The 20198-nt window shown below is 58.0% G+C and carries 23 protein-coding genes; 15 read left to right on the top strand and 8 right to left on the bottom strand.

All coding sequences use genetic code 11. From position 1 onward, the window contains the following. Nucleotides 1-87: 87 nt before the first annotated feature. Nucleotides 88-408: a DUF3579 domain-containing protein gene (locus tag B9Z45_RS13815; RefSeq protein WP_108407799.1), complete on the top strand. Its 321-nt coding sequence runs from the start codon at nucleotides 88-90 to the stop codon at nucleotides 406-408. Nucleotides 409-696: 288 nt separating this feature from the next. Here B9Z45_RS13815 and rpsT read toward each other — a convergent pair whose 3' ends face one another. Further along, entirely contained in the window at nucleotides 697-1005 is a 309-nt protein-coding gene (rpsT, locus tag B9Z45_RS13810) for a 30S ribosomal protein S20 (RefSeq protein ID WP_108329882.1), read from the bottom strand. 133 nt (nucleotides 1006-1138) lie between these two features. Between rpsT and murJ the strand changes: the two genes are divergently transcribed. Together murJ and B9Z45_RS13800 are read left to right on the top strand one after the other, a co-directional pair. After that, nucleotides 1139-2704 (top strand): murein biosynthesis integral membrane protein MurJ, encoded by a 1566-nt coding sequence (murJ, locus tag B9Z45_RS13805; RefSeq protein WP_108407798.1) that lies wholly within the window; start codon nucleotides 1139-1141, stop codon nucleotides 2702-2704. A 17-nt stretch (nucleotides 2705-2721) separates the two neighbouring features. Beyond that, on the top strand, nucleotides 2722-3582 hold the full coding sequence (locus tag B9Z45_RS13800) for a SirB1 family protein (RefSeq protein WP_108407815.1): 861 nt from the start codon (nucleotides 2722-2724) through the stop codon (nucleotides 3580-3582). Between the two features lie 11 nt (nucleotides 3583-3593). Here B9Z45_RS13800 and purM read toward each other — a convergent pair whose 3' ends face one another. Continuing rightward, nucleotides 3594-4625, bottom strand: a complete 1032-nt coding sequence (gene purM / locus B9Z45_RS13795) for a phosphoribosylformylglycinamidine cyclo-ligase (protein ID WP_108407797.1) — start codon at nucleotides 4623-4625, stop codon at nucleotides 3594-3596. Nucleotides 4626-4784: 159 nt separating this feature from the next. Between purM and B9Z45_RS13790 the strand changes: the two genes are divergently transcribed. The 5 genes from B9Z45_RS13790 to folK are packed head-to-tail and all read left to right on the top strand — an operon-like array spanning nucleotide 4785 to nucleotide 9296. Beyond that, a complete protein-coding gene (locus tag B9Z45_RS13790) occupies nucleotides 4785-5876 on the top strand; it encodes an AI-2E family transporter (protein WP_108407796.1) in 1092 nt (363 codons plus the stop codon). Further along, on the top strand, nucleotides 5873-6559 hold the full coding sequence (gene hda, locus B9Z45_RS13785; RefSeq protein ID WP_108407795.1) for a DnaA regulatory inactivator Hda: 687 nt from the start codon (nucleotides 5873-5875) through the stop codon (nucleotides 6557-6559). Before B9Z45_RS13790 ends, hda begins: the two co-directional genes overlap by 4 nt. Continuing rightward, a complete protein-coding gene (locus B9Z45_RS13780) occupies nucleotides 6556-7224 on the top strand; it encodes an HAD family phosphatase (RefSeq protein WP_108407794.1) in 669 nt (222 codons plus the stop codon). The genes hda and B9Z45_RS13780 overlap by 4 nt, the downstream gene beginning before the upstream one ends. Next, nucleotides 7221-8792: a polynucleotide adenylyltransferase PcnB gene (gene pcnB / locus B9Z45_RS13775; RefSeq protein WP_108407793.1), complete on the top strand. Its 1572-nt coding sequence runs from the start codon at nucleotides 7221-7223 to the stop codon at nucleotides 8790-8792. Before B9Z45_RS13780 ends, pcnB begins: the two co-directional genes overlap by 4 nt. Before the next feature lie 18 nt (nucleotides 8793-8810). After that, the gene (folK, locus tag B9Z45_RS13770; RefSeq protein WP_108407792.1) at nucleotides 8811-9296 is read left to right on the top strand and encodes a 2-amino-4-hydroxy-6-hydroxymethyldihydropteridine diphosphokinase; all 486 of its coding nucleotides are present in this window, start codon (nucleotides 8811-8813) and stop codon (nucleotides 9294-9296) included. 33 nt (nucleotides 9297-9329) lie between these two features. On the opposite strand, the gene B9Z45_RS13765 is transcribed toward folK, so the two are convergent. Both B9Z45_RS13765 and B9Z45_RS13760 read right to left on the bottom strand, forming a co-directional pair. Further along, nucleotides 9330-9776: a hypothetical protein gene (locus B9Z45_RS13765; RefSeq protein ID WP_108407791.1), complete on the bottom strand. Its 447-nt coding sequence runs from the start codon at nucleotides 9774-9776 to the stop codon at nucleotides 9330-9332. 8 nt (nucleotides 9777-9784) lie between these two features. Then, on the bottom strand, nucleotides 9785-10306 hold the full coding sequence (locus B9Z45_RS13760; RefSeq protein ID WP_108407814.1) for a GNAT family N-acetyltransferase: 522 nt from the start codon (nucleotides 10304-10306) through the stop codon (nucleotides 9785-9787). 137 nt (nucleotides 10307-10443) lie between these two features. Here B9Z45_RS13760 and rpsP point away from each other — a divergent pair, with 137 nt between their 5' ends. The 4 genes from rpsP (at nucleotide 10444) to rplS (ending at nucleotide 12645) form a co-directional block, all read left to right on the top strand. Next, complete coding sequence (gene rpsP, locus B9Z45_RS13755; RefSeq protein WP_108407790.1) at nucleotides 10444-10695, top strand: 30S ribosomal protein S16; 252 nt, start codon at nucleotides 10444-10446, stop codon at nucleotides 10693-10695. A gap of 16 nt (nucleotides 10696-10711) precedes the next feature. Continuing rightward, entirely contained in the window at nucleotides 10712-11323 is a 612-nt protein-coding gene (rimM, locus tag B9Z45_RS13750) for a ribosome maturation factor RimM (protein ID WP_199221912.1), read from the top strand. A 26-nt stretch (nucleotides 11324-11349) separates the two neighbouring features. Next, entirely contained in the window at nucleotides 11350-12117 is a 768-nt protein-coding gene (trmD, locus tag B9Z45_RS13745; RefSeq protein ID WP_108407788.1) for a tRNA (guanosine(37)-N1)-methyltransferase TrmD, read from the top strand. Between the two features lie 144 nt (nucleotides 12118-12261). Further along, nucleotides 12262-12645 carry a 50S ribosomal protein L19 gene (rplS, locus tag B9Z45_RS13740; protein ID WP_108407787.1) on the top strand — a complete coding sequence of 128 codons (384 nt, stop codon included), beginning with the start codon at nucleotides 12262-12264 and terminating at the stop codon, nucleotides 12643-12645. Between the two features lie 151 nt (nucleotides 12646-12796). Here the strand turns inward: rplS and B9Z45_RS13735 are convergent, their stop codons facing one another. Together B9Z45_RS13735 and orn are read right to left on the bottom strand one after the other, a co-directional pair. Continuing rightward, on the bottom strand, nucleotides 12797-14881 hold the full coding sequence (locus B9Z45_RS13735) for a DEAD/DEAH box helicase (protein ID WP_108407786.1): 2085 nt from the start codon (nucleotides 14879-14881) through the stop codon (nucleotides 12797-12799). Between the two features lie 247 nt (nucleotides 14882-15128). Continuing rightward, nucleotides 15129-15719, bottom strand: coding sequence for an oligoribonuclease (orn, locus tag B9Z45_RS13730; protein ID WP_108407813.1), 591 nt, complete (start codon nucleotides 15717-15719; stop codon nucleotides 15129-15131). 92 nt (nucleotides 15720-15811) lie between these two features. Here orn and B9Z45_RS13725 point away from each other — a divergent pair, with 92 nt between their 5' ends. Genes B9Z45_RS13725 through rsgA form a run of 3 tightly spaced genes read left to right on the top strand, consistent with a single transcriptional unit; the run spans nucleotide 15812 to nucleotide 18366 of the window. Next, on the top strand, nucleotides 15812-17071 hold the full coding sequence (locus tag B9Z45_RS13725; RefSeq protein WP_108407785.1) for a M48 family metallopeptidase: 1260 nt from the start codon (nucleotides 15812-15814) through the stop codon (nucleotides 17069-17071). After that, complete coding sequence (locus B9Z45_RS13720) at nucleotides 17068-17379, top strand: 4a-hydroxytetrahydrobiopterin dehydratase (protein WP_108407784.1); 312 nt, start codon at nucleotides 17068-17070, stop codon at nucleotides 17377-17379. Before B9Z45_RS13725 ends, B9Z45_RS13720 begins: the two co-directional genes overlap by 4 nt. Nucleotides 17380-17385: 6 nt before the next feature. Then, entirely contained in the window at nucleotides 17386-18366 is a 981-nt protein-coding gene (gene rsgA, locus B9Z45_RS13715) for a ribosome small subunit-dependent GTPase A (protein ID WP_108407783.1), read from the top strand. Between the two features lie 22 nt (nucleotides 18367-18388). On the opposite strand, the gene B9Z45_RS13710 is transcribed toward rsgA, so the two are convergent. Next, on the bottom strand, nucleotides 18389-19363 hold the full coding sequence (locus tag B9Z45_RS13710; RefSeq protein WP_108407782.1) for a CobD/CbiB family protein: 975 nt from the start codon (nucleotides 19361-19363) through the stop codon (nucleotides 18389-18391). A 7-nt stretch (nucleotides 19364-19370) separates the two neighbouring features. Continuing rightward, nucleotides 19371-20105 carry a CoA pyrophosphatase gene (locus tag B9Z45_RS13705; RefSeq protein WP_370445846.1) on the bottom strand — a complete coding sequence of 245 codons (735 nt, stop codon included), beginning with the start codon at nucleotides 20103-20105 and terminating at the stop codon, nucleotides 19371-19373. Nucleotides 20106-20198 lie beyond the last annotated feature (93 nt).

Genomic DNA, 20198 nt, shown 5'->3' with positions numbered 1-20198 from the left:
TCTGGTCTTATATAAGATAGAATACCTGGGCAAACCCGCAGGCGGCGATCCCGCTTTGCTGGTCCGATTGATCCACACCTCTATCCGATGGTTTCCAATACCGCCAAAGAAGTTTTCATCCAGGGCATCACCGCGGATGGCAAACCTTTCAGGCCCAGCGATTGGGCCGAACGTCTGGCGGGCGTCATGAGCCCCTTTCGTCCCGGTGGTGCCACCCCCGGTAGCCACCTGAGCTATTCCCCTTGGTGCATTCCCAACACGTTTGGGGGCATCAAATGCGTGGTCGTCAACCTCGACTTGCGTGAACACAACGTCATGGCCTGGGATTTTGTGATGAACTTTGCGCGGGACAATGGCTTGCAAGTGGCCGACGCCTGCTTGTTGCCCGACCCTCCCACTGAAAAATAAGACCTCACGGCCAACCGCTTGAGGTCTTTTTTTGTGTGCACATGCCATCCACTTGACTCGGATAAACCCCGTTGAGCTAAGGCCATCGCTGGGTCACAGTTTTTACAAGCGAAGCGAGCCACGAGGAACCTGGCGATGGCCCCAACTCAACCTCCACCACGCCTCCAATGGCCCATGAAAAAACCGCCGAGGTTTTCACCTGGGCGGTTTAGTTTTCGCGGACAGCGCACCCGTTTCAAACGGCGGCGAGGGCTGGGCCCTGCCGGGCTGTTGATCTGGTGGAGCGGATCAGGCTGCGGTTGCGGCGAGGGCCAGGGTCTTGACCTTGGCGCTCAGGCGGCTCTTGTCACGGGCTGCCTTGTTTTTGTGGAAGATGCCTTTGTCGGCAATGATGTCCACCACGGTTTGCATTTTTGCAAACAACTCTGTGGCTTTGGTCTTGTCGCCAGCTGCAACGGCTTTTTCGACGTTTTTCACGGCCGTGCGGTATTTGGAGCGCAGCGAGGAGTTCGCGGCGTTGATTTTGACGTCTTGACGGACGCGTTTACGGCCGGAAGCAAGACGGGGGTTTTTCTTTTTGGGTTTAGCGGATGCCATGGATGTTTTCTTTCAGTGTCTGAGGATGATGTCCAGCGAACCGGGCATTCTAGCAGATGAGACCGCCCCCGGCAGACAGTTTATGTGCCCAGGGCGCCGTTGGTGAGGCTCGGGGCCGCTACACTCGGCCACTGTGAGCCTCCTTCGTTCTGCCTCCGTCGTGTCCTTTTTCACCCTGGCCTCCAGGATCACGGGCTTGGTGCGCGAGTTGCTGATCGCCTCTGCCTTTGGTGCCAGCGCATTGACCGATGCTTTCAATGTGGCGTTTCGGATACCCAACCTGTTTCGCCGCCTCTTTGCGGAAGGGGCCTTCAGCCAGGCCTTTGTGCCGGTTTTGGCAGCCAGCCGCGCCCAGCATGGCGACGAAGCGACCAAGCAAGTGATCGACAGTGTGGCCACCTCCTTGGCCTGGTCTGTGTTGATTTTGTCGATTTTGGGCGTCTTGGCTTCCCCTTGGCTGGTTTGGGCTTTGGCCAGTGGCTTGCAGCAAGACGCCCGTGGTTACGCTTCGGCTGTCCATATGACGCGCTGGATGTTCCCCTACATCGCCTTCATGTCCATGGTGGCACTTTCAGCAGGTATTTTGAACACCTGGCGGCATTTTGCCGTGCCTGCCGCCACCCCCGTGCTGCTCAATGTCAGCGTGATCGCGGCGGCCTGGTTTTTGTCGCCCTGGTTGGCTGATCGGGGCATCGAAGCCATTTATGCCCTGCCGGCAGGCGTGATGTTGGGGGGCTTTTTGCAATTGGCTGTGCAAATTCCGGCGCTGGCCCGTTTGGGCTTATTGCCCCGTCTGGGTATGGGCCCTGCAGCAGTCCGCAAAGCCTGGACCAACCCGGCCACACGAAACATTTTGCGACTCATGGCGCCGGCTTTGCTGGGCGTGGGGGTGGCTCAAATTTCTTTGCTCATCAATACGCAGATCGCATCGCACATGGCACCTGGCAGCGTCAGTTGGCTGACCTATGCAGACCGGCTGATGGAGTTTCCAACTGCCATTCTGGGTGTGGCATTGGGCGTGGTGTTGATGCCGCAATTGGCCGCTGCAAAAGCCACTGGCGACAGCGATCGTTATGCCGCCATGCTGGACTGGGGCTTGCGTCTGGTGGTGCTTTTGGCGCTGCCCTGTGCTGCCGCCCTGCTGGTGTTTTCCAAGCCGTTGGTTTCGGTGCTCTACCACTACGGTGCATTCACTGATCGCGATGTGCAGCAAACCACCTTGGCCCTGACCGGCTACGGAGTGGGATTGCTTGGCTTGGTCGCCATCAAGGTGCTGGCGCCCGGTTATTACGCCAGCCAAGACATTCGCACACCGGTGCGCATTGCGGTGGCGGTGTTGGTCTTGACGCAAGTGTTCAACCTGCTGCTGGTCCCTTATTTGGCCCATGCCGGACTGGCTTTGTCGATCGGCCTGGGTGCTTTGGTGAATGCCTTGTGGTTGCTGGTGGGCCTGCTGCGCAGAGGCAGTTACAAGCCGCAGCCGGGTTGGTGGCGCTTTGCATTGCAGGTGGTGCTGGCCACGGGCTTGTTGACCGCTATGCTGTGGTTCGCCGCACAAAATTTGCCTTGGGTGAGTCTGCGCCAAGACCCCTGGCTGCGGATTGGCTGGATGATCGGGATCATGCTGGGTTCGGCCTTGCTTTATTTTGGTGTCTTGTGGGCTACGGGTTTGCGGCTCAAGGCTTTTCTCAAACGTTGACCGATGGCCGACTGAACATGTCTTTGAGTTTTTTACCTCCGACGCCGCTGACTTACTTTGCCAGCCTGGTGGAAAGTGACGAGCACTTTCCTTTGCTGGAGGCGGCTGCCAGCCTGGCTCAGGACGAAGAACCTGCGATGGACATGCAGCAGGTGCTGGACGATCTGGCGCGATTGCTCAAAAAAATCAAAGCCCGTTTGCCCTCTGATTCGGACGACTTGACCCGTTTGGCTGTGTTGACCCAAGTGTTCTACAAAGAAATGGGTTTTGGTGTCAATGCCAACGATTACTACGCACCTGAAAACAGTTATTTGCACGAAGTGCTGCGCACAAGACGGGGTCTTCCGATTTCTTTGGCGGTGATCTGGCTTGAATTGGCCCAAGGCTTGGGGCTTCAGGCACAAGGCATTTCGTTTCCAGGACACTTTTTGGTGAAGGTGTCGCTTCAAGGGGGTCTGGTGGTACTCGACCCTTTAACGGGTGATTCTTTGGGTGTTGACAACCTGGCCGAGCGCCTTGGTCCTTTCAGGGAAACCATTGGTGCGGCCTCTGGTGCTGATCTGGACGATGGCGAAACGCCTTTGGGCCTTTATCTGCAAGATTGCCCGCCCCGTGATTTGCTGGCCCGCATGTTGCGCAACCTCAAAGAGATTTTCCGTTCACAAGAGGACTGGCCCCGCATGTTGAGCGTGTTGGACCGGCTGGTTGTGCTCTTGCCAGAAGCCTGGTCTGAGAGGCGTGACCGTGGCTTGGTGTTTGCAGAGCTGGGCCAAAAACTTGAAGCCTTGCGAGATCTGCAGATTTATTTGCAGGCTGAGCCCTTGGCGCCCGACCATGATGCGTTGAGAAACCGCATCGACGAACTCGCAAGCACCTGAGTTTTCCAGCTTCAGGCTACGACGACCTGTGCCGTTGCGCCCTGTGCCGCGATCTTGCCAATAATGTAGACCTGCTCACCGGCTTCACGCAGGGTCTGCGCGCAGGCGTCGGCCTGGGTGGCATCAATGACCACCACCATGCCGATGCCGTTGTTGAAGGTGCGGTTCATTTCGGTGTCATCAATGCCCGCCGTCTTTTGCAGCCAGGCAAACAACTCGGTTTGAGGCCAACTGCCTTTGTTCAGGTGTGCGGCCAAACCATCGGGCAAGACACGGGGAATGTTTTCGAGCAAACCGCCCCCGGTGATGTGGGCCAATGCCTTGATGGGATGCACCGCCAGCGCGGCCAGCACGTTCAATACATACAGGCGGGTAGGCTCCATCAGGGCTTGTTTGAAGGGTTTGCCATCCAGCGCGTCCGGAATGTTGGCGCCAGCGCGCTCAATGCATTTGCGAACCAGGCTGAAACCGTTGGAATGCACGCCGCTAGAAGCCAGGCCCAGCACCACGTCACCCGCCTGGACGTTTTGCCCAGTCAAGATTTTGGATTTCTCGACCGCGCCGACGGCAAACCCGGCGAGGTCGTACTCCCCTGAGGGGTACATGCCAGGCATTTCAGCGGTTTCACCGCCAATCAATGCGCAGCCGGACAGCTCGCAACCTTTGGCAATCCCGCCGACTACCGCAGCGGCCGTGTCCACATCGAGCTTGCCACAGGCGAAGTAGTCGAGGAAAAACAGCGGCTCGGCGCCTTGTACCAGCACATCGTTCACGCTCATGGCGACCAGGTCGATGCCCACGGTGTCGTGCATGTTCCATTCAAAAGCCAGCTTGAGTTTGGTGCCCACGCCGTCGGTACCGCTCACCAGCACCGGTTCCTTGTAGCGCTTGGGCACTTCAAACAAAGCGCCAAAACCGCCGATGCCCGCCAGCACACCTTCGCGCATGGTTTTTTTGGCCAAAGGCTTGATCCGCTCGACCAGGGCGTCGCCTGCAACGATGTCGACACCGGCGTCTTTGTAGGAAAGTGGAGCTTGACTCATGGGTTTTGGCCCACAAGGGGCAGTTAAAAATGGGGATCGAGGGGCCAATCATTGACTGGCAGACTAAAATGACTGCTTATTTTAAGGGTTAGCCCTGACCGATCAGGTCGATCCAAAGCAAACCACGAGATCCACTTGCAAGCACCCCTGCCATTTTTGATGTCCCGCCTGGCCGCCTGGTTGGGTGTGGCCTTGGCTGCAGTCCTGGTTTTCTGGCTGCTTGCGCCGGTGCTGGCCCCATTCGTGATCGCGGCTGTCATGGCGTATGTCCTGCATCCCCTGGTGCTGCGCCTAGAGGCTTTGACCCAAGCCCGTTTGCCACGTTTTTTGGCTGTGGTGCTGGTTGAGGCGCTGGCCATTTTGGCGCTGCTGGGGCTTTTGCTTCTTCTGGTGCCCATTCTGGTTCGGGAGTGGCCGCTGCTTCAGCAGCAGTTGCCCTTGTTGCTGGACCGTTTGGCGGATGCCATCAACCCCTTGTTGAATCAGTTGGGTTTGAACGTGTCCCTCGACTTGGGTGACTTGAAAACCCAACTGGTGGCTTACCTCAGTGCCAATCGCGAAGACTGGTGGGCGCCCCTGATGTCATCACTCAAGCTGGGCGGCAGTGCTGCCCTTGCTCTGATGGGCTATGCGGTGCTGGTTCCAGTGGCCTTGTTTTATCTGTTGCACGATTGGACGCGTCTGGTAAACAGCGTGACCGAGTTGGTGCCACCGGCGTGGCGCGGCACTTTTGACAGCTTCATGCAAGAAAGTGACTCGGTGCTGGGCGAATATTTGCGGGGACAGTTGCTGGTCATGCTGGCGTTGTCGGTTTTTTATGCGGTGGGCTTGGGGCTGTTTGGCCTCGACTTGGCGTTGCCCATCGGCGTGTTCACCGGCCTGGCTGTGTTCGTGCCTTATTTGGGCTTTGGCTTGGGTCTTGTGTTGGCCTTGCTGGCAGGCTTGTTGCAGTTTGCATCGGCTCAGGCTGTGGTGATGGTGGCCGTGGTGTTCGGCTTGGGGCAACTGATCGAAAGTTTTGTACTCACGCCCCGATTGGTGGGAGAGCGCATTGGCTTGCACCCGTTGGCGGTTATTTTGGCCTTGATGGCCTTTGGTCAGTTGCTGGGTTTTGTCGGTGTGCTGATGGCATTGCCCGCCAGCGCCGTTTTGCTGGTGGGTCTGCGCCGCTTGCGTCAGCAGTATTTGCACAGCGATCTGTACCAAAAGAGTGGTTCGGACGGTGCCGGGCAGGGGCCTGACAAGGCATGAAGCAACTGGCTCTGGACATCGGCCTGGCGTCGCCTCCCACGCTGGATAATTTTTTTGCAGGTCCTAATTTGGCGGCTTTGAGCCACTTGCGCCTTTGGACTGCATCAACCAGTCGTTCGCCTGTGCCCAGTTACCTGTGGGGCGAAAGCGGGTCGGGTAAAACCCATTTGTTGCAAGCTGTCCAACACGCCCTGAAAGAGCAGGGTGTCCAAGTGGGCTGGCTTGACCCCCACACGCTGCACCCAACCGAATTCAACGACGGCTGGGCGGCGGTGCTGATGGACGATGTGCACCTGTACAACACAGCGCAGCAAAACACCGCGTTCAACTGGTTTGTGAATGCGCTCACGCCCCGCACAGGCTCACCGCGCTGGGTGCTCGCTGCGGGCGCATTGCCGCCGTCTGATTTGAAGCTGCGCGATGACCTGCGCACCCGCTTTGGCTGGGGTCATGTGAACGCATTGCAAGTTCTGAATGAGCCCGAGCGGCGAGCAGTTCTGCGGCAAGAGGCCGATGCGCGAGGCCTGTTTTTGAGCGATGAAGTCATGTCCTACATGCTCAACCGCTTTTCGCGTGACCTTGGCAGTCTGATGCAGTTGCTCAATCACCTGGATCAATACGCTTTGCAAACGCAGCGCGCCCTGACCATTCCGCTGGTTCGTGCCATGCTGGAGAGCGAATGAAACTCGCGTTGTTCGATCTGGACCACACGCTGTTGCCGCTGGACTCTGACCACACATGGGGTGTGTTCACCACCGAACTGGGTTGGAATGACCCTGTTGTGTTCAACCAGCGCAATGACGAGTTCTACGCCCATTACCAGGCGGGAACGCTCGATATCCATGATTACGTCCGATTTGCCACACGTGCAGCACGCGAGCGTGGAGCGACTGAGGCCGCACATGCCCATGCCCGCTACATGGACGAAGTCATCCGTCCCCGCGTCATGCCCGAGGCGCTGGCGCTGGTACGATCACATCAGCACGCGGGTGATACGGTCATCGTCGTGACCGCCACCAACGAGTTTGTGACCCGACCGATTGCCCAGGCTTTTGGGGTCAGCGAGTTGATCGCGGTGGAACTGGAGCGCGATGCCAACGGCTGGATCACCGGCGAGATCCGCGGCACGCCTTCGTTCAGGGAGGGTAAAGTAACCCGAGTCGCGCAGTGGCTGGACCAGAACGGCTTGGGATGGGGCGATGTCGAGATGACCTTTTACACGGACTCCATAAACGACTTGCCTCTTTTGGAAAAAGTCCACCATCCGGTGGCAACGAACTCTGACGCTCGGTTGCGTCAATTAGCCACTGAACGTGGCTGGCGCATCCTCGAACTCTTTCAAGAATGATCAAACAATTCATCGACAAGCTGATGGGTAAATCACCTAAAAGCAACAAGCCTCATTTTGGTCGCCGCACTGAAGTGACCGCATCTGTTCATGGCATCGACCCGAATCTGGTGGATGAGCGTGCCGTGAACGTGGTGCGAACCCTGCAGCAGGCCGGGTTTGAAGCCTACATCGTGGGTGGTGCGGTGCGCGATTTGCTGTTGGGCTTGCGTCCCAAAGACTTTGATGTGGCCACCGATGCCACGCCCGAGCAGGTCAAGGGCCTGTTTCGTCGGGCCTTCATCATTGGGCGTCGCTTTCGCATCGTGCATGTGGTCTACGGCCGCGGTCGAGATAACGAGGTGATTGAGGTCTCGACTTTCCGCGCCCATCTTGACAATGCTGCGGCCGAACAGGTCAAGGGCAATGAGCGCACCAGCAAAAGCGAGTTGGCGGGCATGAAACACGCGGTTGACTCGACCGGTCGCGTGCTGCGAGACAACGTCTGGGGGCCGCAAGACGAAGACGCCACGCGCCGCGACTTCACAGTCAATGCCTTGTATTACGATCCCGAATCGCAGTTGGTGGTGGACTATCACGGCGGCATCCAGGACTCCAAAAAGCGTGTACTGCGCATGATTGGCGACCCGGTTGCGCGCTACCGAGAAGACCCGGTGCGCATTATTCGTGCCGTGCGTTTTGCCGCCAAGCTGGGCCCCTTGGGGTTCAAGCTTGAAGCCAAAACCGCCAAGCCATTGGCAGCATCGACCGCCTTGCTGGCCGATGTGCCACAAAGCCGATTGTTCGATGAAATGCTCAAGCTGTTGCAAACCGGGCACGCCTTGGCGTCCATTGCTCAGCTGAAAAACCTGGGCTTGGCCAACGGCATTTACCCACTTCTGGATGTTGTCGTGGAGCGGGTCGACAGCCCTTTTGTGCAAGTGGCCTTGGCCGACACTGACCGACGCGTTGGTGAGGGCAAGCCTGTGGCGCCCAGTTTTTTGCTGGCCTGCGTGTTGTGGGCCGATGTGCGAGAGGGTTGGGCCAAACGCCTGGCCCGCAAAGACCACCCTTACCCGGCCTTGCAAGATGCGATCGATGAAGTCTTCGACGCCCGAATTGGCGACGTTTCAGGGCGGGGCAAGCTGGCAGCCGACATGCGAGAAATTTGGATGATGCAACCGCGCTTTGAAAAGCGGGTGGGCAGCACGCCATTCGGTTTGGTAGAACAACCGCGCTTTCGCGCCGGGTTTGACTTTTTGCGACTGCGTGCCGACATCGCGGAGGTGGATGAGCGTCTGGCCGATTGGTGGCAAGAATTCAGCATGGCCAGCGATTCGGAGCGTGAAGACTTGGTGCAGGCAGCCAAGGCCGAGCAGGCCTCGCAAACGCCCAAGCCCCGTGTGCGCCGTGCGCCCAGGCCTGAAGGCGATGCGGCGCCCCGAGCAACATCCGACCAAGGCGAAACAAGTAACGCAGCTCCTCCATCCGATACGGGTGATGAAGGCGCTGTCAAAAAGCGCCGTCGCCGCCGTCGCAAGCCTGGCTCTGTCGCAGACGGGGCGGTCGATTCAGGCAGCTCCGAATAAGCCCGCTGCCGCCAACCTATGGTGTCGATCTGGCGAGACCCCGTGACCGCTTATGTGGCAATCGGGGCCAATTTGGGCGATGCCTTGCAAACGGTGCTTCAGGCCTTTGATGCGCTGGCGCTGTTGCCAGACTCTCGGTTGACAGCCCGATCCCGGCTGTACCGCACCGCACCCCACGAAGCCCGGGGGCCGGACTACGTCAACGCCGTGGCCCAACTGGAGACCCGGTTGTCTGCCCCTGACTTGCTCGATGCCTTGCAAGCACTTGAAAGCCAGGCTGGGCGTCAGCGTTCTCACCTGAATGCCCCTCGCACCCTTGATCTGGATGTCCTCATGTATGGCGATGCCCGCATGAGCAGCCCACGCCTGACTTTGCCCCATCCACGATGGCGCGAGCGGGCGTTTGTGTTGTACCCCCTGGCCGATGTGTGGCCGGGTTGCGTGAATGCTGAGGATTTGGCCCTTGTTAAGGCGCAGGCCATCGAACGCTTGCCGATTTTGTAGCAGCGGTTACTGATGGGGTCAGCTTGCCGGTTGTTATTGGCTGATCTGACGGGCCGCTTCAATCTGGTACTCAAAATACCGTTGAAAGCTGAAAGCCAGGCTTGACATCAACACCGCAGTCCCCATGAGCAGGGCAATGGCCAGTCCGATCACTGTGCCCCAATGGGTTTGCCCTGCAACGGCCTGTGCATCCGCGTTGGGGTTGAACCTGGCATTCCATTTCTCAGTGGGTGTCAGGCCGTAAACGATGGCGTTCAAGGCGCAGCCCGCAATGGTGAATCCCAGCAAGGGGATCAACAACCAACTGAGCTTGTCGTCCAGTCCAAATTGCTGAACCCTTTCCAAGCCATAAAAACCAAGTGCAGTCGGCATGGGCAAGAGCCAGGCGAGCGTGTCAGAAAAGCCGTAAAGATAAAAACGGTGCAAGCCCAGGGGCCCACCCCAAAAAGCCAACCAGGTCGCGAGTGTTTTGTGTTTCATGGGCTTGATTATTGCGGAGCGGTGCTGTCGCCAGCGCCCAAAGGCTTTTCCATCATCACAACGTCCAGCCAGCGGTCGAATTTCCAGCCGCATGACTTGAGCACGCCGACATGGCTGAAGCCCAGGGACTGATGTAGGCCAATCGACCCTGCATTGGCCGAATCGCCAATGACCGCTAGAAATTTGCGCACGCCTGCGCGTTCAGCGCGGGCACACAACTCGGCCAGCAGTGCCTTGCCCAAGCCCTTGTGGTGAGCTTCCAGGGCCATGTAGATGGAGTCCTCTGCCGAAAAGCGGTAAGCGGGTCGGGGCTTGAACCAGTTGCAATAAGCAAAGCCCATCACGCGGCCTTCGTCTTCGACGACCAGATAGGGCAAACCCTTGGCCAGTACATCTGCTCTTCGACTGGCCATGTCTGTTTCGGTCGGGGGATCGATCTCGAAAGTTCCGGTGCCCGTGAGCACGTGGTGGTGATAAATCGCAGTGATGGCTGCGATGTCTTCGTCGCGGCTGGGTCTGATCAGAGGCAAGGCTGGGCTCCCGTTGTATAATGGCAGGCTTTTCAGTGTGTCACTGGCCGGGTGGCCAGTTGCGTGTCTCAAACGCTGAAGGATATCGGGCATCTGGGCAATTGTTCCCAAGACACCCAACCACCCAAGGATAAATCATGGTTGTTATTCGTTTGAACCGCGGCGGCTCCAAAGCACGCCCTTTCTTTAACATCGTTGTTGCCGACAAGCGTGTGCGCCGTGATGGCCGCTTCCTCGAGCGCATCGGCTTTTACAACCCCACTGCCAAAGGTGGCGAGGAAGGTCTGCGCATTGCGCAAGACCGTCTGACCTACTGGAAGAGCGTTGGCGCACAGGCGTCCCCCACTGTGGAACGCCTGATCCGTCAAGCTGGCACTGCCGCAGCCTGATTGGCTGACCTTGGCCATGCGTCTTCCCCTGGAAGCAGCCGCACTGCCGGCTGACGCCATCGAGATCGGACGCATCGCCGATGCCTGGGGCATCAAGGGCTGGTTCAAGGTTTTGCCCCACAGCGCCTCACCAGAGGCGCTTTTTTCTTCAAAGCGCTGGTTCTTGTTGCCGCCCGATCGGCCAATGAAACCCAAACGGCCAACCGAAGCCGAAGCGGCTCAGCAGGTAGGCTGGACCGAACCTTTGCTATTGAGCATCAAAGAAGCCAAGGACCACTCTGGCACCGTGGTGGCCTGCGCTCACCATATCGATGACCGCACTGCCGCTGAGTCTTTGCGCGGCGCCCGCATATTTGTTCCCCGCTCGAGTTTTCCCACTGCGGGCGATGATGAGTATTACTGGGTTGACCTCATCGGCTTGCAAGTGTTCAATCGCGAGGGTCTGGACCTTGGCCAAGTGCGTGACCTGATGTCCACCGGTCCGCAAACCGTGCTGGTGATTGAAGCTTCCTCCCCATCGGATGACGGCAAACCTGTTGAGCGGATGATTCCTTTTGTGGCGGCATTTGTCGATGGCGTGGATTTGGCCGGCAAACGCATCACTGTTGACTGGCAGCCTGACTACTGATTGTTGCCGACCGTGAAGGGCAAGCCATGCGCTTTGACATCATCACCCTGTTTCCTGAGTTGTTTGCGCCCTTGTTGACAAGTGGCATCACTCGCCGTGCCTATGAAAGTGGCCTGGTCGATGTCCGTCTATGGAACCCCCGTGACCATGCCGAAGGCAACTACCGCCGCGTAGACGACCGGACTTTTGGCGGTGGCCCCGGTATGGTCATGCTGGCTGAACCTTTGTTCCATTGTCTGACGGCCATTCGTGCAGACCGACAAGATCTGGCCCCCACACCCCTGGTGTTGTTTTCCCCCATTGGGCAGACCTTGAACCACAAGGCTGTGGCGCAGTGGTCGGACAGCGCTGGTGCAGTGTTGTTGTGTGGGCGCTATGAAGGCGTTGATCAACGCTTCATTGATCAATACGTGGGCCAGCAAATCAGTTTGGGCGACTTCGTGCTTTCCGGGGGGGAAATCGCGGCGATGGCGTTGCTGGATGCCGTGGCTCGTTTGCAGCCGGGCGTACTCAACGATGAGGGCAGCCACCAACTTGACAGTTTCAACCCGGCCCTGGACGGCTTGCTGGACACCCCGCACTACACCCGTCCGGAAGTATGGCAAGGTCATGCCGTCCCGACGGCCTTGACATCGGGCCATCACGCGCGCATCGAGCGCTGGCGGCGCGAACAAAGTCTGCACCTGACCGCAATGCACCGCCCCGAATTGCTGGTGCAAGCCCGCCTGGCGGGCAAGCTCAGTCGCGAAGATGAGACGTTCCTGAAAGAGGATCAGCACGCCTCGCCCCCATAAAATCACAGTTGTGCTTCCAAGAAGCTATAATCAAAGGCTTTTCGATCCTCTACCCGCCGCGATTTGGCTCAGTCATGCACTGCATGGCCCTTACAGCACGAAACGCCCCTTGTGTAGCGAGGCATGATCGGACGGAGTTCAAAAATGAATTTGATTCAAACTCTTGAGCAGGAAGAAATTGCCCGTCTGGGTAAAGTGATTCCTGAATTTTCCCCCGGCGACACCGTGATCGTCAGCGTCAACGTGGTGGAGGGTGCACGCAAGCGCGTCCAGGCCTACGAAGGTGTTGTGATTGCCAAGCGCAACCGTGGTCTGAACAGCGGCTTCACTGTGCGCAAAATGTCCAGTGGTGAAGGCGTGGAGCGTACGTTCCAAACCTACAGCCCTGTGATCGCCAGCATCGAAGTCAAGCGTCGCGGTGATGTTCGTCGCGCCAAGCTGTACTACCTGCGTGACCGCAGCGGCAAGTCGGCACGTATCAAGGAAAAGTTGCCACAGCGCAAAGCAGCGCCTGCTGTCAAAGCGTAAAGCCTTTTCTGTCAGACGTAAAAACCGCCCGGGTTTGCACCCAGGGCGGTTTTTTTATGGTTTAAACGCTTTGTTTGCGCCATGAAAAAAGGCCTCGCCGGTGAGGGCAAGGCCTTATGGTGTGGCCCTGGGCTTTAGCCCATGCGACGGATCAACCGCGAGAGATTTTCAGCACGCGAGTACCGCCGCGTTTGCCAGCAGGGCCTTCGCCTGCAGCGTGGGGCTTGAAGGTGCTCGCGCCGAATGGTTTGGGACCCCGTGCAAACTTGTCCCCCGCAGCGCCGCGAGGTGCTGGACGTGCGGCATTGCGGTTGTCACCGCCGCGCTCTTCCCAGCGGCCAGCGCCTTGACGTGCGCCTTCGGGGCGGGCATCTTGACGTGGAGCGCCGCGGTTGTCACCACGGTCCCATGGGTGTGCTGGCGCTGCGCGTTGCTCAAAACGGTCACCGCCACGGCTGTCGGCTCGAGGGGCTTCGAAACGGCCGCCTTCTTTGCGTGCATCAAAACGGGGTTGTTCGCTGCGCTGCTCAAAGCGGGGCTGCTCGTCACGGAAATTGCCACGGGGTGCACGGTTATCAAAACCGCCACCGTCGCGGGGGCCGCCAAAGTCACGGCCACCACCACCACCGGTTGGACGACCACGGAAGCCGCCACCTGCGTTGGCATAGTTGCGCTCACCGCCAAAACGGTCGCCACCACGGCCCATGGGTTTGCGCGCCTCGGGCATGCGTGCTTTGGGTTCCATACCTGGAATCACTTCGGCCTTGAAAGGCTGGCGTGTGTAGGACTCGATGTCACCAATCTTGCGGCGATCACGAACTTCTGCAAAGGTCACGGCCAAGCCATCACGGCCAGCACGGCCTGTGCGGCCAATGCGGTGGGTGTAGTCCTCGGCCTTCATCGGCAAGCCAAAGTTGAAGACGTGGGTGACTGTGGGCACGTCAATGCCGCGCGCTGCGACATCGGTGGCCACCAAAATCTGGACTTGGCCGTTGCGCAAAGCCATCAAGCGGCGGTTGCGCATGCCCTGGCTCAAGGCGCCGTGCAGTGCCACGGCTGAGAAGCCGTCTTGCTGCAAGTCAGCGGCCAAGCCGTCACATTCGATTTGCGTGCTGGAAAACACGATCGCCTGGTCAATCGAGGCATCGCGCAACCAGTGGTCAAGCAATTGGCGCTTGTGCTGGGCGTTGTCGGCCCAAAACAGCACCTGTTTGATGTTGTTGTGCTTTTCTTGTGGGTTGTCGATCTGGATTTTCTGCACGGATGAACCACCGTCATGCATGACGCGCATGGCCAGTTGCTGGATGCGTGGTGCAAAAGTGGCACTGAACATCATGGTCTGGCGGCGCTGGCTGGTCATGTCGTTGATATCGGCCAGGTCGTCCGAAAAGCCCAGGTCAAGCATGCGGTCGGCTTCGTCGACGACCAGGAACTGGACCTGGTCCAGCTTGATTTGCATGGAGCGCTGCAGGTCGAGCAAGCGGCCAGGTGTGGCTACAACCAGATTGGCATTTTGCAGCTTGGCAATTTGCAACTGGTAGGGGATACCGCCGACCACGTTGGCCACGCGCAGGCCGCGTGTGTGTTTGACCAACTCGATAGCGTCTTGTGCGACTTGTTGAGCCAGTTCACGGGTGGGGCACACGATCAGGGCACCAGGGGTTGGTGCCTTGAAGTTGCGTGGGTTTGTGGGGTCTTTGCGTTTGGCGCGCTTGGGGGCAGGCTCGCCCTTGGCGGTGGCATCGGCACAGGCTTGGTCAAATTCAGCGCGCTCAGCAGCTTCCTGTTCAGCCATTTGGGCGATCAGGGTGTGCAGCACGGGCAGCAAGAAAGCGGCTGTTTTGCCGCTGCCTGTCTGGCTGGAGACCATCAAGTCGGTGTAGCCATTGGACTTGCCGTCTTTGGAGCCACCGATCGTGGGCAGGGCCAAAGGAATGGCGCGCAGTTGCACGGCAGTGGGCTGGGTGTAACCCAGGTCGGCTACGGCTTGCACCAGTTCGGGGGCCAGGCCCAGTTCGACGAAACCATTGGGCAAGACCGCAGTGGCTTCAGCCTCAGCCGCCGCTTCGCTGACAGGTTCTTCGGTGATGGCTTCAGCCGCTGCGGCTGTGACCATGATTTCGGTGGCCAGGTTGGCTGCCGGTGCTGTTGTGGCAATGGGAGCCAATTCAGCGGAGATGGAAATGTTTTCGGCAGGCGTCAATTCGCCCTGCACTGTGTTCAAAGTGTCGGTCATGTGTAAAAACTCGCACGGAGAGACGGCAGCAAAAGTATGCTTAGGCCGAAGGCACCGCAAGGTTGAAAAAACATCAACCATCAAACGGTGCTCGCGAGTGGCGCTTGGCATGGAGCCTGGCCGCTGTGAGTGACCCTATCTTTGGGTCAAGGCATGAAGGGAGATGTGAGAAACGCTGCACCCATGTGCAGCGAGCCTTGAATTATGTCACAGATCGGAAAAATTCGCTAGGGTTTTCCCTGAACATTCACAATTGAATGAAATGCTCACGGTAATGGGCCAGTTCATCGATCGACTCGTGCACATCCGCCAGTGCGGTGTGCTTTTGCTGCTTCTTGAAACTCGAATACACCTCGGGCTTCCAGCGGCGTGACAGCTCCTTCAAAGTGCTCACATCCAGGTTGCGGTAGTGAAAGAAAGCCTCCAGCTTGGGCATAAATTTGACCAAAAAGCGCCGGTCCTGGCTGATGGTGTTGCCGCAAAGGGGGGAACTGTTTTTAGGCAAATACTTTTTAAGGAACACCAGAATCTGATCTTCAGCATCGGCTTCGCTGGTGGTCGAGGCTTTGACTTTGTCGATGAGCCCACTTTTACCGTGAGTGCCTTTATTCCATTTATCCATCTGGTTCAGCAGTTCATCGCTTTGGTGAATCACCAAAACCGGACCTTCGATGCGTGGCGTGAGGTGCGGGCCGGTCACGATAACGGCGATTTCCAGCAAACGCTCTTTTTCGGGGTCAAGGCCAGTCATCTCACAGTCGATCCACACCAGGTTCTGGTCGGATTTTTGCAGTTCAACTGTATCGGTGGAAAAAGTGGGGGAGTGGGCTTCAGACATGTATCGATTGTCGCTGATGCCACAAGCGGACAATCCGCGCCCGAAATCACCACAAGACATTGTGTGCAGGGTGCGGCTCCTACAATGGCGTAATGAATGCATCCCTAACTTTGACCCTGACCCTGGTGCTCGCCTTGATGGCGCATGTGACCCTTAAATTTTGGCTCAACACCCGGCAAGTCAGGCATGTGGCTCGCCACCGTGCTGCCGTGCCGGTGACGTACGCCGAAACAGTCTCTTTGGCAGATCACCAAAAAGCAGCCGACTACACACTGGCCAAGGCCCGCTTGTCTCAAATTGACATCGCACTTGATGCAGCGGTGCTGATGGGCTGGACGCTGCTGGGCGGGCTCGATGCACTGAACCAGTTGTTGCTGGGCTGGATGGGGTCTGGCATGGCGCAGCAAATCGCCTTGGTACTGGTCTTCAGCTTGGTCGGTGGCGCGATCGGCTTGCCCTTGTCGCTGGTGCAAACTTTTGGGGTGGAGCAGCGGTTTGGTTTCAATAAAATCACGCCAGGCTTGTGGCTGGCCGACATGGCCAAGGGGCTGGCGCTGGGCCTGGTCCTGGGCATGCCAATATTGTGGGTTTTGCTGTGGCTCATGCAAACCGGTGGTGAGTGGTGGTGGCTTTGGGCATGGGGCGTTTTGGTGGGGTGGCAGTTGTTCTTGATGGCGATCGCGCCCAACGTGATCATGCCGCTGTTCAACAAGTTCAGCCCGCTGGACGATGAATCGCTCAAAGCCCGGGTACAGGCCCTGATGCAGCGTTCGGGCTTTACGGCCAAGGGCTTTTTCGTGATGGATGGCAGTCGCCGCTCTGCACATTCCAACGCGTTTTTTACCGGTTTCGGGGCCAGCAAACGCGTGGTCTTTTTTGACACGTTGCTCAAGCAATTGAGCCCTGCAGAAATGGAGGCTGTGCTGGCGCACGAGCTGGGCCATTTCAAGCACAAGCACATTCTTAAAATGATGGCGACCAGCTTTTCCTTGATGCTTGCCGGGTTGGCCTTGCTGGGTTGGCTGGCCCAACAGGTCTGGTTTTACACGGGCTTGGGCGTTATGCCCAACCTGGAGGGTGGCAACGATGCCCTGGCGCTGGTCTTGTTCATGTTGGTCACCCCTGTATTCACTTTGTTCGTTGCCCCTGTGTCGTCCTGGCGCTCACGCCAGCAAGAGTTTGAAGCCGATGCCTATGCGGTATCTCAAACGCCCGGCAAAGACTTGTCCTCAGCCTTGCTTAAGCTCTACCAGGACAATGCCGCTACCCTGACGCCCGACCCGATGTACGTGAAGTTTTATTACTCGCACCCTCCAGCCAGTGAGCGTTTGCTGAGGATGAGAACCGCATGACCCGGCCCGACATTCGCGCTTTGAAACGCACCGAAGTGGTCATGGCCCTGAGCCAGATCCCCGGCTGGGCCTTGTCGGGCGATGGTGAAGACATCACCATTGAAAAAACTTTTGAATTTGACAAGCACACCCATGCGCTCCTGTTCGTCAACAGCGTCGGCTGGTTGTCTGAAAAAATCAACCACCATCCAGAACTTGTTTTGAACTACCGCCGTTGTGTCGTGCGTTGGCAAACGCACGATGTGAAAGGCCTGAGCCATCTCGACTTTGATGCGGCCAAACAAACCGATGCCTTGTTGCCCGTATGAGCCCTCATGAGTAAACCCAAACAACGCCCACCCGCCCCACTGGCTGTCGATTTGGCGCCCGGTCTGGTGGTGGCCACGTACGGTCGCCACTGCCTGGTGGAGACGCCAGAAGGACGGCGGCTGATATGCCACCCCCGGGGCAAGAAAAATCAGGTCGTGGTGGGTGACCAGGTGCTCTGGCAAATTGCCGGTGATGAAGGCAGCATCGAAAAGCTGCAGGACCGCCGCAACCTGTTTTACCGCCAAGACGAAATTCGCACCAAATCCTTCGCGGCGAATCTGGACCGCGTGCTGATCCTGATTGCGGCAGACCCTGAATATTCGGAAAGCCAGTTGTCGCGTGCATTGGTGGCGGCTGAAGCCGAACGCATCAACCCGGTCATTGCGCTCAACAAAAGCGACCTGACGCAAGCTTTTGCCCAAGCCTGGGAGCGTTTGTCGCCCTACCGGGCCATGGGGTACAGCGTGATGCCCATCAGCCTGAGTCCGCGCAGCCCCGTGGCCGATGATGGCGTGGCAGCCTTGTGTGCGCAATTGCAAGGCCTGACGACTCTGGTGCTGGGCCCATCGGGCAGCGGCAAAAGTACGCTGATCAACCGATTGGTACCCGATGCACAGGTGGAGACGGGGGAGATTTCACTCGCACTCAACTCAGGCAAACACACGACGACCAGCACGCGCTGGTATTGGGTGCCTGCGCTTGACGCCTTGAATGAGACCGGTTCGGGCAGAGGAGCGCTGATCGATTCACCTGGATTCCAGGAGTTTGGCCTGCACCATATCGAGCCAACCCGTCTGGCCGATTGCATGCCCGATTTGCGCGCCCATGTGGGGGGCTGCAAGTTCTACAACTGCACGCATTTGCACGAGCCTGGCTGCGCCGTACTGGCTCAGGTGGAAAATGAAAAGCACGAAGGCACCATCAGCATCCGGCGCCACCGCATTTACGCGCAACTTTTTGAAGAGTTGAGTCAGCAGCGCTGGTAGGGCAGGGTTGATGCGGGTTGTTTCAGCCCACCAGATTGGCCATGGTGAGCAAAGCGACCAGCACCAACCACATGATCACGGTTCGCCAGACCAAGCCGACCACTTGGGCAAAGTGAGCCACCTCGGGAACACGGCCTGGCGTGCTGCTCCCGCCCATTGTGTCGTTTGCTTCGTCGTCTTCTCCGTCTTGGCCGGGCGCTTTCAGCGGGGCGCCACCCAAGCGTATGTTGATGGCGCCCGCCGTGGCGGCCAGGATCACCCCATCGTTGTCATCGGGAAAATTTTGAGCATGGTTGCGCCAGCCATCCATGGCGTCTTCAAAGCTGCCCACAATGGCGAACCCCAAAGCGGTCATGCGTGAAGGCAGCCAATCCATGGCCACCCAGGCCCTTGTGGCCACTGAGCGCAAGGCTTCACTCGTTACAGAGCCGTCTGAAGTCGGCTCTTGCCAGCGGCGTTGGGCCAATTCAGTGAGGCGGTAAACCACCGCACCGACCGGGCCCAGGCCGATGATGGACAGGGCTGCATACCAAAAAAACACGCCAAAAACATGCCTGTGTGCTGCGATCATGGAGTACTCGATCACATGCCGAACGATTTCACTGCGTGGTATCTGACCGACCTGCACTTGTTGCCACTGGGCAAGCAGTTCCCTGGCCTTGGTTTCATTGCCTTCTTCCAGGGCTTCGCGGATGGCGGTGAAGTGGTGGCTGAATTGCCGGAATCCCAAGGTCACATAAAGCAGTGCCACGTTCCAGATGACAGCAAATAGCCAGCCCAAACCAAACTCGAGCCCCCAGTGGACGAGCATCGCAAGGATGGCCGGACCCAATACCGTGATACCCCAGGTGACCCAGGCCTGGTGCCGCACACCTGCATCAAAAGTGCGGGAAACCCAACTGACCCAGCGCTCGACCCGGGTATAAATCGCATTGACGGGGTTGAGCGGGCGAGCCTGCTCAAGGACCAAAGCCAACAGGATTGCAAAAAAACTCATGGTGTTCTCATGGCTGCGGGTTGACCACTAAAAAATGGTAGAAGTTTCGAAGCATAGCGGCAGTTGCGCCCCAAATGAAACGCTCCACCAGGACATCTTGACCATCAGCCGCAATCTGTCGCTCCTGGTAGGGCATTGAAAACCATTGCCGTTGGGCCCCTTGCCACTCAAAAGCGTGGCGTCGGTGGTGCGCAGGATTCATCAAGAAATTCAAAGGCACCTCGAAAACGTCCTGCACCTCATCCGCATTAAGGGTCAGATCAAAGTCGGGCGATACCAGTGCAATGACCGGCGTCACCCAAAAAGCGGACCCGGTCACGTAAACAGGCAATTCGCCAATGACCTGAACATGTCTGGGGTGCAGGCCCACTTCTTCTTGGGTCTCGCGAAGTGCGGTGGCAGGTCGGTCGGCGTCTTGCGGGTCTACCTTGCCTCCTGGAAAAGCAATCTGACCGGAGTGAGTTGACATGTGGTCTGCCCGTTGAGTCAGTAAAACTGTGCACTCTGAAAAGTTCGCCCCACGCATCACGATAGGCACCAAAACCGCCGCGTGTGCAGGCGACCTGCTGGAATAGGAGGTCTCCCGCTCGACTGCTGTTTGCCAGGAAGGGGGTTGTTCAAAGCGGGCTTTCAGTGCGTCAGGCAACAAATGTGCAGACGGAACAGCAGGCAAATCATGATCGATGCGCCAAATAGGAACATTGCGAGGATCAAAAGACAAAGGTTTGGACACAGTCGGTATTTATACCCGACAGACGGACCTGGCAGTCAGTCAGGCAGCTTTAGAATGACCGAAGCTGTACTTTTTAGCAGCGCTAATTCTTATTTATTTAGG

This window comes from Limnohabitans sp. 2KL-17 (genome assembly GCF_003063415.1).
Lineage (GTDB): Bacteria > Pseudomonadota > Gammaproteobacteria > Burkholderiales > Burkholderiaceae_C > Limnohabitans_A.
This window is presented reverse-complemented; position numbering and strand designations above follow the sequence as displayed.